The following is a 15,126-nucleotide window of genomic DNA, read 5'->3' as shown; positions in this document are numbered from 1 at the left end:
AGAATATAATAATAGTATGACTGCATACTGCAGTCATACTATTATAACAGAATTCATTTATATTTAACCGATCCGCCGTTCACCGGAAATTCTGCGCCATTGACATATGCTGCTTTGTCTGAAGCCAAAAAGGCAATCACATTGGCAATCTCATCCGGCTTGCCAATCTCCCCGCGCGGGATCTGGCGGACTTCTTTGGCGAAGTAGCTGACAGCCTCCTCTCCTTCTTTGTCGAACCTATCACTGAGCATATCGACCATACCGCCTGGTTTATTCCACATTGTCGTCCGCGTCGGACCAGGTGATACGACATTCACCCGTATACCCGCGCCGATTTCATCCGCCAAAGCTTGCGTGAGATTGAGAACGGCTGCTTTGCTTCCGCTATAATCGATCGCAAACGAATCTGGCACATGACCGCTCTCGGATGCCACATTTACGATGCTTGCTCCCGGCTGTTTTTCAAGCTCTGGAATGGCAGCCTTTGTCAATGCCACTACAGCAAACAAATTCGTCTCGAATGTCTCTCTCCAAATATCAAGTGTCACATCCATGAAACTATCCTTATAGATGGCAATCCCCGCAATATTAGCTAAAATATCCAATTTTCCGAAATGGGACACAGCAGCCTCGACCACTTTCCCGGCTGCACCTTCGTCAGTCAGATCCAGCTCCAGCGGCAGAAAGGAAGAATGATCGGCAATGCCCTTCACGTCATCCGTTTTCAAGCTGACTCCGACGACTTTAGCTCCTTCATCCAGAAATACTTTTACCGTTTCTAAGCCAATACCGTCATTGGCTCCGGTCACGATTGCTACTTTTCCTTCGAGATTGTAACCCAATGGACTTCATCTCCTTTGTTCATTCACATAAAGGAAATGTTCCCGGACGTCAGGAAAGCAAAACATTTTGGTTATCTTCTTGTTACGGCGCTATTGGTGTTTGATACTCTACTTATCACTGGACGTGACGCTTTTGGATATTCTCCCGTAGAAGATAACCTAGAGTAAAGCAGTACTTCAGAAAAACACCACCTGATTCAGTCATTCCATGCGTAATAAGACGTCATAAGGTTTAGCCTAACGTCTTTGCCTTCAGCTTTTCAATCTGTCGAGATTTTCTTCTTATACAGCTTCAGCGTCGCCACAATTAGGAAACTGACAATTACCAATAACAGCCATGAACTCACCTTGCCCAAATGAACGAGACTCCATGCATCAGCTTGGTTCGGATATTCCCAAGCGCCAAAAAAGGTAGCGATATTCTCAGCAATCCAGATAAAAAATCCGATCAGGACAAATGAAAGGGACAAAGGCATTCGGTAACGGCTTTCACCAACCTCATATGTAACCCACGAACGCCAAAATACTACAAGCACTAAGCCGGATAAAATCCAGCGAATATCGATCCAAAAATGGTGGGTGAAGAAATTCAAGTAAATTGCAGCTGCCAGCGGTACAACGGCCAAAAACGGCGGCCACTTAATCAGATCCACCTTAAGCCTCCTCCATGCTTGGCAAAGGTAACTCGCTACACTTGCATACATAAAACCGCTATACAACGGGACCCCGAGTATTTTAAAATAACCTTCTTCCGGATACGACCAAGAACCCATATGTACCTTGAACAATTCGAGTGCAAGGCCAATGATATGAAATAGCGTGATGACCTTTAGTTCATCTCTTGTCTCAAGCCCCGAACGAAGCATCAACCACTGCATCAGCAGGCAGATGATAAGCAGCCAGTCATAGCGCGGCAGCAATGGGAGAGCAATGACTTGCGTCAATGCCAGCGAAGCAAAAATGATGACAGGAAACAAACAAGATAATGCTTGCTCCCAGCCGAAACGGACAAGCTGTTTCCACGCCCTCTTCAGCTTTTTCTTTTTGAATGCAGGTAACTCCTGTCCAGCATAGTAAGTAGGCAGATTCCGATTTCTGTACATTTCTTCACACCTCCGAGTTACTTTCTTCGCTTCCTTATCCTTCATCCATTCTGTATTCCAGAATGTCTCCAGGCTGACAATCCAAAGCCTTACATATCGCATCTAATGTTGATAACCGAATCGCCTTTGCTTTTCCATTTTTCAAAATGGATAGATTCGCCATCGTGATGCCTACTTTTTCCGAAAGCTCTGTCACGCTCATTTTCCTTTTTGCCAGCATTACATCAATATTTATAATGATTGCCATATGGTTCACCTCAGACCGTCAAGTCATTTTCTGATTTTATGTCGATGGCATTTTTTAAGAGTCTTTGGAGTACAGCAGCAAAGAATGCAATGACTAGCGCTCCAAAGATAATGGCCATACCTACCAGGATAAGGCCTGGTGCATCATCCCTGTCTGCCACGATATAAATGAGCGGCAGGAATAGTACATAAATGCCAGTGATGGAGATGGCACAGTTTTTTATATTCTTCAGCGCTTTCACCGATAAGTCCGAAAAAGCTATGTTTCTGTCAATATAGCCCAGCAGCCTGAAAGCCTGATACAAGGCCATGAAAAATGCTAATGCAGTCAGATACAAACCGATTAGAACAGGATATTTCAAAAATTCAGCCTCGGGATAATAGTCAGCGGAACCAAAAGCAATCGGCGGGATGGCAAAGATACACAAAGCAAGAACCGGCAATGCCATAAGAAATACAGCTAACTTTAAAAAAAGCGTTTCACGCTTCACAAAAAACACCTCATTCGTTTTTCTTTAAGACGATTGTAATCTATTATTTATCGTTTTACAATAAATAATTATTGTTAAATACAAATTAATTATTGATTATGGGAGAAAAGCGTTCTCCCAAGGAAAAATGCTTTGAGCTGGCCATTAAATAGAATCGTGCAGTTCTGCTTAAGAACAAATCGATTCCAACTAAAAAAAGACGAACTTTTTCAAGTTCGCCCACCGCATTTTATATCAACGATTATCCATCACTTTATACTGCTCGATAGGAACATGGAGGCATCTTGGTTCATAAAAATGCGATTTCCATGATGGAAGGTTCTAATTTCAGTTGATTTAAATCCAACTGCAGATAGAGTATCTTTTAGTTTGTCATGAGAAAAACCATTGTGGACTTTCGGGTGATTTATTCTATCATTTTTGTCAAAATCAACAATGACCAATTTGCCCCCATCATGTAAGATATGGAACAATTCGCGAAGAATCTTTTCCGTATCCGGAATGTGGAGAAGAACCAGTGACATGAACACGATATCTGCTTTAAGTTCAGGAGTATCTTGCGTAAAATCTGAATAAAGCACGCTTGCATTGGCAATTTCGTTGTTGGAAATCTTCGCCTTCGCGACCTCAAGCATTTGTTCTGATGAATCCACCAATAAAACAGACTCAACTAAATCCGACAATTCCAAACTAATTAGACCGGTACCGCTCCCATAATCCAGCAAAGAACTTGATTTACTATTTTGTAATTCCAGTCTTACTTCTTTCACTATAATTTTAGCTAATGCCATTCTTTCTTCCGTATCATATTTTTTTGCCATCTGTTCAAAAACGTTATTGTCCATGATTCACTCCCCTAACGATGGTCACAAACAAAAAAACCCTTGATTCACAAGGGTTTTTCTGTATTAACCAATACTACCTTCCATCTCGAATTTAATAAGACGGTTCATTTCGACTGCATATTCCATTGGAAGTTCTTTCGTGAATGGCTCGATGAAGCCCATTACGATCATTTCTGTTGCTTCTTCTTCAGAGATACCACGGCTCATCAAATAGAACAATTGCTCTTCGGATACTTTAGAAACTTTCGCTTCGTGTTCCAAGGAGATGTTCTCGTTGAAGATCTCGTTGTATGGAATGGTATCGGAAGTGGATTTGTTATCCAGGATCAGCGTGTCACACTCGATGTTGGAGCGTGCGCCGTCTGCTTTCTTACCGAAGTGAACGATTCCGCGATACGTTACTTTACCACCTTGTTTGGAGATGGATTTGGAAACGATCGTTGAAGAAGTGTTTGGTGCCAAGTGATGCATTTTCGCACCGGCATCCTGATGCTGGCCTTTACCAGCCAAAGCGATGGACAATGTCATACCGCGAGCGCCTTCGCCTTTCAAGATGACAGCAGGATATTTCATTGTTAGTTTGGAACCGATGTTACCATCGACCCACTCCATTGTACCGTTCGCATCAACTGTCGCACGTTTTGTAACTAGGTTGTAAACGTTATTCGCCCAGTTCTGGATTGTAGTGTAACGGCAGTAAGCATTTTTACCAACAAAGATCTCAACAACCGCACTGTGCAAGGAGTTCGTTGTATACACTGGTGCTGTACAGCCTTCCACATAATGAATGGATGCATCATCATCAACGATAATCAGTGTACGCTCGAACTGCCCCATATTTTCGGAGTTGATCCGGAAATACGCTTGCAATGGAATATCTGTCTTAACGCCCTTCGGTACATAAATGAAGGAGCCACCAGACCATACAGCAGAGTTCAAAGCAGCAAATTTATTATCGGAAGCAGGGATCAATTTACCAAAGTACTCGCGGAATAGATCCTCATTTTCTTTCAGTGCTGTATCCGTATCTTTGAAGACAATACCCATTTCTTCTAAGTCTTCTTTCAAGTTGTGATACACAACTTCGGATTCGTACTGCGCGGAAACACCGGCAAGGTATTTCTGCTCAGCTTCCGGAATACCAAGCTTATCGAATGTGTTCTTGATTTCTTCTGGTACTTCATCCCAAGAACGCTCAGAGCGCTCGGATGGTTTCACGTAATATGTGATTTCATCGAAATCAAGCTCAGCAAGGTCTCCGCCCCACTGCGGCATTGGTTTCTTATAGAATTGCTCCAAGGATTTAAGACGGAAGTCCAGCATCCATTGCGGTTCTTCTTTCATCTTAGAGATTTCTTCAACGATTCTAGGTGTAAGGCCTTTTTCTGTACGGAAAATGGATACATCACGATCACTGAAGCCATACCGGTAATCTCCAATTTCAGGCGCTTTTTTAGCCATGGTAAAACCTCCTTATAGGATTACATCTATTTCACACGACAGTGTTCAAGTATTATTTCTTTTCGACGCCTTGCTCCATCGCCTTCCAGGCGAGTGTCGCACATTTGATGCGCGCCGGGAATTTCGCAACTCCCTGCAGCGCTTCTACATCACCAAGTTCCAAGTTGCCTGGGTCGATTTCTTTTCCAAGCATCATATCGGAAAACAGGTGTGACATCCGGAGTGCATCTTCAATGGATTTGCCTTTGATGGCTTGGGTCATCATGGAAGCAGAGGACATGCTGATGGAGCAGCCCTCTCCTTCGAATTTTGCATCCTTCACCTTGCCATCCTCCACCTGAAGCTGCAGCTGAATACGGTCTCCGCAAGTCGGGTTGTTCATGTCGACCACCAATGCGTCTCCTTCCAGCTTACCACGATTACGCGGATGTTTATAGTGATCCATGATCACTTGCCGGTAGAGTGTATCAAGGTTATCAAAAGACATTTCCGAAAAACTCCTTCGTTTTTGTCAGTCCGCTGACAAGTTTGTCGATATCGTCCTCGGTATTATAAACGTACATGCTGGCACGAGCAGTAGCAGTGACGTCCAGCCAGCGCATAAGCGGCTGGGCACAGTGATGTCCGGCACGGACAGCTATTCCTTCTGTATCGAGGGCAGTAGCTGTATCATGCGGGTGGACACCGTCGATATTGAATGTGACAACGGCAGAGCGTTTGGCTGCGGAAGGACCATAGATAGTCAACCCTTCGATTTCGCTCATTCGCTCCATCGCATATGCTGTCAGCTTCTGATCGTGAGCTGCAATCTCATCCATTCCGATTTCTTGAAGGAAATCAATCGCAGCACCAAGACCGATTGCTCCGGCTATGATCGGTGTGCCTCCTTCGAATTTCCAAGGAAGCTCCTTCCACGTGGAATCATACAAATGGACAAAGTCGATCATTTCGCCGCCGAATTCGACTGGCTCCATATTTTCCAGCAGCTCCTGCTTTCCATACAGGACACCGATTCCTGTAGGTCCGCACATCTTATGTCCGCTGAAGCAATAGAAATCGCAATCGATGTCTTGTACATCAACTTTCAAATGCGGAGCACCTTGGGCACCATCCACAAGGACGACAGCATTCTGCCGATGAGCAAGCTCGACGATTTCTTTTATTGGATTAATAGTTCCTAAAACGTTGGAAATATGCGTCAGAGCAACGATCTTCGTTTGCGGACCGATTGATTTCTTTACATCTTCCATATTCAAGGTTCCATCTTCGTTCAGTTCGAAATATTTCAATGTTGCTCCGGTCGCTTTGACCGCCTGCTGCCACGGAATGATATTACTATGGTGCTCCATCGGTGTGATGATCACTTCATCACCAGGTTCCAAGTTCGCGCGAGCGTAACTGTGAGCAACCGTGTTGATTGCTGTCGTCGTACCGCGTGTGAAGATAACTTCCTTGGTGCTTCTGGCATTGATGAACTGCTGCACCTTTTCCCTTGCACCTTCATATTTATCTGTGGCCCGGGTTCCCAGCGTATGCACACCGCGGTGTACATTGCTGTTATCGTTCCGGTAATAGGCATCCACAGCTTCCAATACCTTTATCGGCTTATGGGAAGTTGCAGAGGAATCCAAGTAAACCAGCGGATGTCCGTTGACTTCCTGATGCAGGATCGGGAACTGTTCACGGATAGAGCGGGCATCCATTAGTTTACTTTCCCTTCGATTACCTGAGTCAGCTGATTTTTAACCGTTTCGATCGGCAGCTGATTTACAACAGGTGCAAGGAATCCATGGATGATCAGACGTTCAGCCTCATGCTTCGTGATTCCGCGGCTCATCAAGTAATAAAGCTGAAGCGGATCGACACGGCCTACAGAAGCTGCGTGCCCTGCCACTACATCATCTTCATCAATCAAAAGAATCGGGTTCGCATCCCCGCGTGCACCTTGGCTAAGCATCAAGACACGTGTTTCTTGAGTGGCATCGGATTTGCTGGCACCATGTTCGATTTTACCAATACCGTTGAATACAGAGCTTGCCTGGTCTTTCATGACACCATGGGACAAGATGCTTCCAACAGAATTCTTACCGAAGTGGATAATATTCGTCGTGAAGTTCTGGATTTGTTTTCCGCGTCCAACAACTACACTTTTCGCTTCGGAACCGGAGTTATCCCCGATCAAGTGTGTGATATGCTCACTGATTGTGTTACCATCGTTCATTTGGCCGATCGCCCAGTCGATGCGAGCATCACGGTAAGCTACACCGCGGCGTTTTGCATAGACAGTCGTGCCTGCAGCATAGTTATCAACAGCACCATAAGATACATTGGCATTGTCTCCTGCTATGACTTCTGTCACAACGTTTGCGAATGTTGCTTGATCTGCGTTATGGGAAACGCTGTTTTCAACATATGTTACAGCACTATTCGCTTCGGCTACGATCAAAATATGATTGAAGGAAGCTACTTTATCATCTTCCTGCCAGAAGATAGTCTGAAGCGGCTCATCCACTACGACATTCTTCGGAACATAGACAAACACGCCGCCGTTCATTAATGCCGCATGCAGAGCAGTAAGACGATCTTCATCAATATTTACAGCATCCTTCATGTAGAATCTCTTCACTAAGTCACCATGCTGCTGCAAGGCAGTGAAGATATCTGTGAAGATGACGCCTTGCTCGCTCCATTTTTCGCTTAAGGCAAGGTATGCTGCACTATTATTGCGCTGAATGTAAAGATTTGGAGCATTATCCGCATCAATCAATGCCGCCACACTTGCTGGCAGGCTGCCCAATGCGCTGATTTTTTCCCCTTCTACTTCATGCACATACGTGTCGAAATCCCAGTTCTTAATCCCAGTTTTATCGGGTTTTGGCATGTCCAAAGATTCCGATTGGGAAAGAGCTTGCTGACGAAGTTCCTTCATCCATTCAGGCTCATTGCGGGAACTGGAAAAACGGCTGATATATTCATCATTATATGGTTGCTTCGTTTCAACAGTCATAAGATCCCTCCTCCAGTTTACGCGTTAATTGTTTCGTCTTCGATGTTCAGCTCTTTTTTAATCCAATCGTAGCCCTCTGCTTCCAAACGCTGGGAAAGCTCGGATCCGCCGGATTTAACGACACGGCCTTGCATCATAACGTGTACGAAGTCAGGCTCGATGTAGTTTAGCAAACGCTGATAGTGGGTAATGATTAGGCAACCGAAGTTTTCGTCGCGCAGTTTGTTGATACCTTTTGCGACAACTTTCAGTGCATCGATATCAAGACCGGAGTCGATCTCGTCAAGGATACCGATTTCAGCTTTCATCATAAGAAGCTGAAGGATTTCATTACGTTTTTTCTCACCGCCGGAGAAACCTTCGTTTAAGTAGCGCTGAGCCATGTTCTTATCCATTTCAAGGAAGTCCATCGCTTCGTCCATTTCTTTGATGAATTTCATCAATGATATCTCATCGCCTTCTTCGCGGCGGGCGTTGATAGAGGAGCGAAGGAAGTCGGCATTTGTTACACCGCTGATTTCACTCGGATACTGCATTGCAAGGAATAGACCGGCACGAGCACGCTCGTCCACTTCCATTTCCAACACATCTTCTCCGTCCAAAGTGATGCTTCCGCCTGTCACTTCGTATTTTGGATGGCCCATGATTGCGGATGCCAATGTGGATTTACCAGTACCGTTTGGTCCCATTACCGCATGGAATTCCCCGCTTTTTATCGTAAGGTTTACACCTTTAAGAATTTCCTTATCTTCAATCGAAACATGTAGGTCTTTGATCTCTAGAACTGAACCTGCCATTTATTAACCCTCCGATAGCTGCTATTTTATAAATTTCGATAATGTTATTTAAACACATTATCAATTTATTCTCATTATAATCTTAAAGCATTGTTCGACCATTATCAACTTTTTTACTAGATAAAAACACAGTTTTAACATGGTCTTGTCCTATTGTATCACACTTCCATTTCAAGCCAAAAATAATGCCTTTGCTGAGAATACCAGCAAAGGCATGAGAATGGTCTTTCTTATTCATCGACAGGGAGAATGGAGCCATCGTACTTCTCTTCGATGAATTGTTTGATTTCATCAGAATGAAGCACGTCCATCAATTTCTGCAATGCTTCGTTATCTTTATCCTCGGCACGAGCAGCAACGATGTTTGCATATGGAGAGTCTGTGCCTTCAAGAATCAATGCATCCTTGGAAGGTTTAAGATTTGCCTGCAAAGCATAGTTCGTGTTGATGACGACCAATGCGTCTTCTTCAGATTCATACGTATCCGGCAAGAAAGCAGGATCAACTTCCATGCTGAACTTCAAGTTCTTTGGATTTTCTGCGATATCATCGAAAGTTGCATCAACAGGCTCGACGCCATCTTTGATCTTGATAAGACCTTCCTCTTGGAAGATGGATAGCACACGTCCTTGCTCGGCTACGTTACGACCCATGAGTACTTCTGTGCCATCTTTGATATCATCGATTTTCTTGATGTTTTTAGAGTAAACGCCCATTGGTTCCAAGTGAACACCGCCAAGGCTGATCAAATCATATCCAGTATCCGCATTGGAAGTCTCCAAGTAAGGGATGTGCTGGAAGTAGTTAGCATCCAGGTCGCCGCTTTCCAAGTCATCGTTGGGAAGGACATAATCCTGATACTCTTCAATTTCAAGATTGACTCCTTCTTTTTCCAAAAGCGGTTTTGCTTCTTCAAGAATTTCTGCGTGTGGTGTGCTGGAAGCACCTACTTTGATTGTTGTCGTTTCTTCATCACCTGAACCGCTATCGGAAGAACCGCAAGCTGCCAGGAATACCATGAAAACAGCTGATAAAATGACCAATAATGCCTTTTTCAAATGAATCCCTCTCCTTTATCGTTTATCTAATTTATTTGAAATCAAGTCTCCAATAAATTGGAAGACGAATACCACGATGACAATAAGCAGCGTACAGATGAATACGACATCGAACTGCCGGCGCTGGAAACCGTAGAAGTAAGCGAAGTCGCCTAGTCCCCCTGCGCCGATTACGCCAGCTACTGCTGTGGAACCGATAAGGGCGATCGCCGTTACCGTAATACCTGAGACAAGCGCCGGCATGGATTCTTTCAGCAATACCTTGAACATGATCGTACTGTTTTTCGCACCCATTGCCTTGGCAGCTTCAATTACCCCGTTGTCCACTTCTTTCAGCGCAATCTCCACAAGGCGCGCATAGAAAGGTGCCGACCCGATGATAAGTGCAGGCAATGCTGCCTCCGGTCCGCGGATCGTTCCGACGATAAAATCGGTGAATGGGAACAGCAGCAAAATCAGGATGATGAATGGAATGGCACGGAATACGTTGACTACCGCTGCCACGATCCAATAGACGATTTTGTTTTCCCACAGCTTCCCTTTACTAGTCAGATAAAGTAAAAGTCCAAGGATGATGCCGATGATGAAAGTACCGATCAAAGATAGGATCGTCATATAGAATGTCTCGTAGATGGCTGTGTTCAAATCTGCTATATCTACATTCGGAAACCATTTCTCAAACAAGTTCCTGCACCTCCGCTTTCACATTTGCACTGCGGATGAAGTCCAGTGCCTTCTCCACTTCCGCTTCACTGCCCACAAGCTGCAAAAACAGGCTGCCGACAGCACCAGTTTGTGTCTGCAGTACATTTCCTTGCAGGATATTGATATCCACATCGAATTGTTTCGCAGTCTGGCTGACAACTGTCTGGTTGACATTTTCGCCGGAAAAGGAAAGCTTCACAATCGTTCCTGCACCTTCTTTCAGCGCAGCTGCCGATAAGGATTCATATTGCTCACTTCCATCCAATTGCTGGACGAAGCGCTTCGTGATGGCTTGCTGTGGATTTTGGAATACATGCGCTGCGTCGCCAACTTCCACGACCTTGCCTGTATCCATCACGGCAACACGGTGGCAGATTTTGCGGATGACGTTCATTTCGTGTGTAATCATTACGATGGTCAAACCGAGACGTTTGTTGATGTCAACCAGCAAATCAAGGATGCTGTCTGTCGTTTCCGGGTCCAATGCTGATGTCGCTTCATCACAAAGCAGCACTTTCGGATCATTAGCGAGCGCTCTTGCAATGCCGACCCGCTGTTTCTGCCCACCGCTTAATTGGGATGGATAAGCATTTTCGCGTCCTTTCAATCCGACCAGTTCAATTAATCGATCGACTTTGGCTTTTCTTTCTTTCTTTGGCACACCTGCTATCTCCAACGGAAAGGCGATGTTTTGGTGTACCGTCCGGGACCATAGCAAGTTGAAATGCTGGAAGATCATCCCGATTTCTTGTCTGGCAAGCCGGAGTTCATTTTTCTGCTGCTTGACGATATCCTTGCCATTGATGATGATTTCACCGGCAGTCGGTTCTTCAAGACGGTTCAACAAGCGTACGAATGTACTTTTACCTGCGCCGCTATACCCGATCACGCCGAAAATCTCACCAGACTCTATCGTGAGGTCAAGCTGATCAACCGCTGTAATATTCTGTTTTTTTGTGCGATATATTTTGGAGAGGTTTTTGATGGTGATCAATATCCGCTCCTCCTTCCTCGTGTTGCTCTGCAAACATAAAAAAAAGCGTCTTTTTGTCATGAGAACAAAAAGACGCGGTTGTCTGCGATAATTGTTCTCTCATCTGTACAGGTTTCCCTGCAGGAATTGGCACCATACAGGAAAACCTGTGGTTGCCGGGCTTCATCGGGCCAGTCCCTCCGCCACTCTGGATAAGAGTTTTATATATGATTGCTAAAAAGGAGTTTAGCACTAGTATAAAGTTCTGTCAACATATATTACAGTCTGGCTCCGGCTCCTAGAAACAAGAGCGCTTCCACAAGAAGAATATGCTGGTAATCCCCTTCCACAACTTGCCTGTTGCATACAGTGCGAAGCTGGACTTCTCCGGCAAGGAGCTGATGAAGTGTCTGTTCATCTGTACGAATATGTAAAAAGCCATAAGGCTTTGAGGCCGGGGTCGTCAGACTGCTTCTATCGATATGCAAATCGAAATGGTCATCTTCCCATTCAATGAACACCTTCAATCGTTTGTCATTGCATAAAGGCAGCAGATCCTCCCTTACCTCGATTTGTTGTTTGAGCTTTTCCAATTCTTCGATGATCATCCGCCATCCCCCCTTGCTGTGTATTTGGCTCCAAGTCATCAAAATTCCTGCAAAAAAACAGCTTTCCATTTGGAAAACTGTTTTATTCATCCAGCGTTTTCGCCAGCATATGCTGGACGGAATGAAACGCATATATTTTTTCCTGAACTTTTCCTTGTTTGAGAATAAGCAGACAAGGTACGCTTTCAATCTGATATTCCTGCATGAAATCAGGAAATAAAGAGGCGTTCAGTTTATGATAATATTCCTGGCCCATTACAGACTCGACTGTCAGGAGCATTTTTTCGGCAAGCTGGCATGTGCCGCAAAACGGCGTGTGCACAAATATCCTTGCCTGTTCCTGCCGGATGACTCCCTGGACCTCTTTTTCGATGACGTTGATAATTCATCCCTTCTTTCTTCAGGCGAGGAAGAATGGATTCACCATGATGCTTCTGCTAAGCAAGGCCGTGGCCAATTCAGGTGCCGGGGTCGCTGCTACCTCTCGATAGGTTCTGTCTACGTAGATATGCTGGGCATGCGGAAGCTCTCTGGCCAGCTGTTTCCTCAGCTTGTGCCCAGCGCTGTCCTCATCCACCATGATATATACTTGCTTGTGATCCAAGTCATATTCATACAACAGCTGTTCCAGCCGCTCGATGCCCAATGTCCCATTGGTGCAGATGATCGTCACATCCTCATCGATGATTTTCCTAATCTGCTCTTTGTCCGAGCGCCCTTCCACGATAATGACCTTTTCTTCATCACCCATACTGGCATCACCTATTCTGATCGATATTTGATTGCTTCCTTGCCCGCGCTCCGAATGAAGGCAGCTTAGCAATAAAGCTTGCCATAGTATATGAAAGGAAACCGCTGCCCTTGCCAACAAGGGCAGCAAAAATTAATCCTCTTTGATTCTTCCTTCGTAATCCTCAACCGAAAGCAGGCTTTCATAAGCCGCTTCGTCGTCTGTTTCCACCACGATCATCCATGCTTTCTCGTATGGGGATTCATTCACGAATTCGGGACTGTCATCCAAATCTTCGTTCACAGCCACGACTTTACCGCTGATCGGAGCATACAGCTCGGATACTGTCTTGACAGATTCGACACTGCCAAATGGCTCGTCCGCTTTCAATTCATCACCAACGGATGGAAGTTCCACGAACACGATATCCCCGAGTTCATCCTGAGCGAAGTCGGTAATACCGATCCGGTACTGGTTGCCTTCTTCTTTTTTGATCCATTCATGTTCTTCCGTGTAACGTAGATCTTTCGGTAAGTTGCTCATTTTAATTCCTCCACCTATTTTCTACAAGAATAGCTAACATATTTACTATAAGAAATAATAGATAAAATTACCACCGATTCAGCTTATTTCGAAGCAGTTACAGCCTCATATGTTTCTTGCTTGAAACCGACAGCAGCAGTGTCCTCACCGATCAAAAGCGGGCGCTTGATCAGCATACCGTTTTCAGACAGCCACGCCTTCAGCTGGTTATCATCTGCATCTTTGATTTTATCCTTATAGCCGCCCTCACGATAGACTTTCCCGCTCGTATTGAACAGTTTGGTAAGCGGCAGGCCGCTTTTATCCGCTGCTTCCTGAAGAACTTCAGGGCTTGGCGGGTTCTCGACGATATGTATTGCTTCATACGATACCTCATTCGCATCCAGCCATTTTTTTGCGTTTTTGCATGTACTGCAATTTGGGTACCAATAAAATCGGAACATATTATCCCCTTCCTTTCCTACTGCTATTTTAGCATAGTCCTTTGCATCTTACGCACAGAATAAACCGATGGAACACGGGCACGATAGAAAAGAAAAAGGAGGGATCCCATGCCATCAGGAAACACAAACGATATCATGCTGCAGCCGCCGGAAATGATATCTGAAAAAGACTTACTGTACTTGGCCGATATGCTCAATTGGAATTTGAATGCAGCCAAGAAAGCACAGCATGCCGCCAGGGAAGTACAGCTTACAGATGCACAGGAAGCATTGCACACTGTCGGTCAGATGCATCAGCGCCATTATGATATGTTACTGGAACATTTACAGACGAAACCGCTTAATTAAGGGAGGAGGGAACGTTATGCCGCAGAACCAGAAGGTACAGAATCCGCAAACACCGGTACCGACGACACAGGCTATGAATGATCGGGACCATGTGACTGATTTGCTTGCGACTGAAAAATATATGACAGCTTCATACAGCACTGCACTTAATGAAATGAGCAATCAATCGCTGTATGAAACGGTGGCTCGCATTTTCAAGGAATCACAGGATGCCCAGCGCAATTTGTATAATTTGATGTTCCAGCACGGCTGGTACAGCTTGGAACAAGCCCCGCAGCAGAAGGTGGAGCAAGCCTATCAGCAATTCAGCAACACACGCCAGGAACTTCCTTATATATGAGACAGATGGACAATCAGCTGCTGGTTGTCCTTTTTGTTTGAATCCAAAAAAATTATTGACGAATTGTCTTCAAATTTGTAATATACTTGCATGTGCAACTATTTGAAAGGAGCCAAACATGGGCAGGAAACAGGACGAATTAGGACTGATTTTATCCAGGACTTACCTATCCTTGAAACGGGAAACTTCCCGTATGCTTCTACCGTTCGAATTGACACCTGAACAATTCTCCCTTGTTGCCGAGTTGGACAAGCAAGATGATATCACCCAAAAAGAGCTTGCCGGATTGACAGAGAGAGAACAGACAACTGTGACGAAGATTGTCGATAAACTTGTAAAGAAGGGTTTAGTGACCCGCGGACATGATCCGCATGACCGCAGGGCGATCCGCTTGCAGATTACGGCGGAAGGCCGGGAACTGGTTCAACTTATCAAACCAAGGATAGAAGAAATTGAAAAACATGCGTACGATGGGTTCCAACAAAGTGAAATTGAATTGCTGCATACTCTGATCCACAGGCTGCATCAGAATTTGCAGTGATTTTTTTCACCAAATACTTGCACATGCAACTATTATAGAATGGAG

The 15,126-nt window shown here is 44.8% G+C and carries 21 protein-coding genes and 1 riboswitch; of the genes, 3 read left to right on the top strand and 18 right to left on the bottom strand.

Features of this window, described 5'->3' with window-relative positions; all coding sequences use genetic code 11:
* Nucleotides 1-53: 53 nt before the first annotated feature.
* The 18 genes from BLQ53_RS02925 to BLQ53_RS02840 all read right to left on the bottom strand — a co-directional run bounded on the left by BLQ53_RS02925 (nt 54) and on the right by BLQ53_RS02840 (nt 13,852).
* Complete coding sequence (locus BLQ53_RS02925; RefSeq protein ID WP_093725761.1) at nt 54-842, bottom strand: SDR family NAD(P)-dependent oxidoreductase; 789 nt, start codon at nt 840-842, stop codon at nt 54-56.
* 260 nt (nt 843-1,102) lie between these two features.
* Nucleotides 1,103-1,945, bottom strand: coding sequence for a DUF817 domain-containing protein (locus BLQ53_RS02920; RefSeq protein WP_093725760.1), 843 nt, complete (start codon nt 1,943-1,945; stop codon nt 1,103-1,105).
* A 34-nt stretch (nt 1,946-1,979) separates the two neighbouring features.
* Nucleotides 1,980-2,192, bottom strand: coding sequence for a helix-turn-helix domain-containing protein (locus BLQ53_RS02915; protein WP_093725759.1), 213 nt, complete (start codon nt 2,190-2,192; stop codon nt 1,980-1,982).
* Nucleotides 2,193-2,202: 10 nt separating this feature from the next.
* Nucleotides 2,203-2,640: a DUF2975 domain-containing protein gene (locus tag BLQ53_RS02910; RefSeq protein ID WP_139180836.1), complete on the bottom strand. Its 438-nt coding sequence runs from the start codon at nt 2,638-2,640 to the stop codon at nt 2,203-2,205.
* A gap of 290 nt (nt 2,641-2,930) precedes the next feature.
* Nucleotides 2,931-3,527, bottom strand: coding sequence for a class I SAM-dependent methyltransferase (locus tag BLQ53_RS02905; RefSeq protein WP_093725757.1), 597 nt, complete (start codon nt 3,525-3,527; stop codon nt 2,931-2,933).
* A 63-nt stretch (nt 3,528-3,590) separates the two neighbouring features.
* Nucleotides 3,591-4,988, bottom strand: a complete 1,398-nt coding sequence (sufB, locus tag BLQ53_RS02900) for a Fe-S cluster assembly protein SufB (RefSeq protein ID WP_093725756.1) — start codon at nt 4,986-4,988, stop codon at nt 3,591-3,593.
* Nucleotides 4,989-5,040: 52 nt separating this feature from the next.
* Entirely contained in the window at nt 5,041-5,475 is a 435-nt protein-coding gene (gene sufU, locus BLQ53_RS02895) for a Fe-S cluster assembly sulfur transfer protein SufU (protein ID WP_093725755.1), read from the bottom strand.
* Nucleotides 5,465-6,691 carry a cysteine desulfurase gene (locus BLQ53_RS02890; RefSeq protein WP_093725754.1) on the bottom strand — a complete coding sequence of 409 codons (1,227 nt, stop codon included), beginning with the start codon at nt 6,689-6,691 and terminating at the stop codon, nt 5,465-5,467. The genes sufU and BLQ53_RS02890 overlap by 11 nt, the downstream gene beginning before the upstream one ends.
* Nucleotides 6,691-7,995 (bottom strand): Fe-S cluster assembly protein SufD, encoded by a 1,305-nt coding sequence (gene sufD / locus BLQ53_RS02885; protein WP_093725753.1) that lies wholly within the window; start codon nt 7,993-7,995, stop codon nt 6,691-6,693. The genes BLQ53_RS02890 and sufD overlap by 1 nt, the downstream gene beginning before the upstream one ends.
* A 17-nt stretch (nt 7,996-8,012) precedes the next feature.
* A complete protein-coding gene (gene sufC, locus BLQ53_RS02880; RefSeq protein ID WP_093725752.1) occupies nt 8,013-8,792 on the bottom strand; it encodes a Fe-S cluster assembly ATPase SufC in 780 nt (259 codons plus the stop codon).
* A gap of 230 nt (nt 8,793-9,022) precedes the next feature.
* Nucleotides 9,023-9,850 (bottom strand): MetQ/NlpA family ABC transporter substrate-binding protein, encoded by an 828-nt coding sequence (locus tag BLQ53_RS02875; RefSeq protein WP_212733351.1) that lies wholly within the window; start codon nt 9,848-9,850, stop codon nt 9,023-9,025.
* Nucleotides 9,851-9,865: 15 nt separating this feature from the next.
* Nucleotides 9,866-10,534: a methionine ABC transporter permease gene (locus BLQ53_RS02870; RefSeq protein WP_170829557.1), complete on the bottom strand. Its 669-nt coding sequence runs from the start codon at nt 10,532-10,534 to the stop codon at nt 9,866-9,868.
* Nucleotides 10,527-11,549, bottom strand: coding sequence for a methionine ABC transporter ATP-binding protein (locus tag BLQ53_RS02865; RefSeq protein ID WP_093725751.1), 1,023 nt, complete (start codon nt 11,547-11,549; stop codon nt 10,527-10,529). The genes BLQ53_RS02870 and BLQ53_RS02865 overlap by 8 nt, the downstream gene beginning before the upstream one ends.
* 96 nt (nt 11,550-11,645) lie before the next feature.
* Nucleotides 11,646-11,747: riboswitch (SAM riboswitch) on the bottom strand.
* A 59-nt stretch (nt 11,748-11,806) separates the two neighbouring features.
* The gene (locus BLQ53_RS02860) at nt 11,807-12,136 is read right to left on the bottom strand and encodes a hypothetical protein (protein ID WP_093725750.1); all 330 of its coding nucleotides are present in this window, start codon (nt 12,134-12,136) and stop codon (nt 11,807-11,809) included.
* 82 nt (nt 12,137-12,218) lie between these two features.
* Nucleotides 12,219-12,485, bottom strand: a complete 267-nt coding sequence (locus BLQ53_RS02855; RefSeq protein ID WP_342005072.1) for a thioredoxin family protein — start codon at nt 12,483-12,485, stop codon at nt 12,219-12,221.
* Between the two features lie 51 nt (nt 12,486-12,536).
* On the bottom strand, nt 12,537-13,016 hold the full coding sequence (locus BLQ53_RS02850) for a toprim domain-containing protein (protein ID WP_425288275.1): 480 nt from the start codon (nt 13,014-13,016) through the stop codon (nt 12,537-12,539).
* Nucleotides 13,017-13,019: 3 nt separating this feature from the next.
* Nucleotides 13,020-13,409, bottom strand: coding sequence for a glycine cleavage system protein GcvH (gene gcvH, locus BLQ53_RS02845; protein ID WP_093725748.1), 390 nt, complete (start codon nt 13,407-13,409; stop codon nt 13,020-13,022).
* An 83-nt stretch (nt 13,410-13,492) separates the two neighbouring features.
* On the bottom strand, nt 13,493-13,852 hold the full coding sequence (locus BLQ53_RS02840; protein WP_093725747.1) for an arsenate reductase family protein: 360 nt from the start codon (nt 13,850-13,852) through the stop codon (nt 13,493-13,495).
* 108 nt (nt 13,853-13,960) lie between these two features.
* On the opposite strand from BLQ53_RS02840, the gene BLQ53_RS02835 reads away from it, so the two are divergent.
* From BLQ53_RS02835 to BLQ53_RS02825, 3 genes are all read left to right on the top strand, one after another.
* The gene (locus BLQ53_RS02835; protein WP_093725746.1) at nt 13,961-14,200 is read left to right on the top strand and encodes a hypothetical protein; all 240 of its coding nucleotides are present in this window, start codon (nt 13,961-13,963) and stop codon (nt 14,198-14,200) included.
* Between the two features lie 16 nt (nt 14,201-14,216).
* Nucleotides 14,217-14,540: a spore coat protein gene (locus tag BLQ53_RS02830; protein WP_093725745.1), complete on the top strand. Its 324-nt coding sequence runs from the start codon at nt 14,217-14,219 to the stop codon at nt 14,538-14,540.
* Nucleotides 14,541-14,658: 118 nt separating this feature from the next.
* Nucleotides 14,659-15,081, top strand: a complete 423-nt coding sequence (locus BLQ53_RS02825; protein WP_093725744.1) for a MarR family winged helix-turn-helix transcriptional regulator — start codon at nt 14,659-14,661, stop codon at nt 15,079-15,081.
* The last annotated feature ends 45 nt before the right edge of the window (nt 15,082-15,126 follow it).

This window comes from Terribacillus halophilus (assembly GCF_900101385.1).
Classification (GTDB): Bacteria; Bacillota; Bacilli; order Bacillales; family Amphibacillaceae; genus Terribacillus; species Terribacillus halophilus.
Note: the sequence above shows the minus strand (reverse complement) of the source record. Positions and strands in the feature narration are given on the sequence as shown.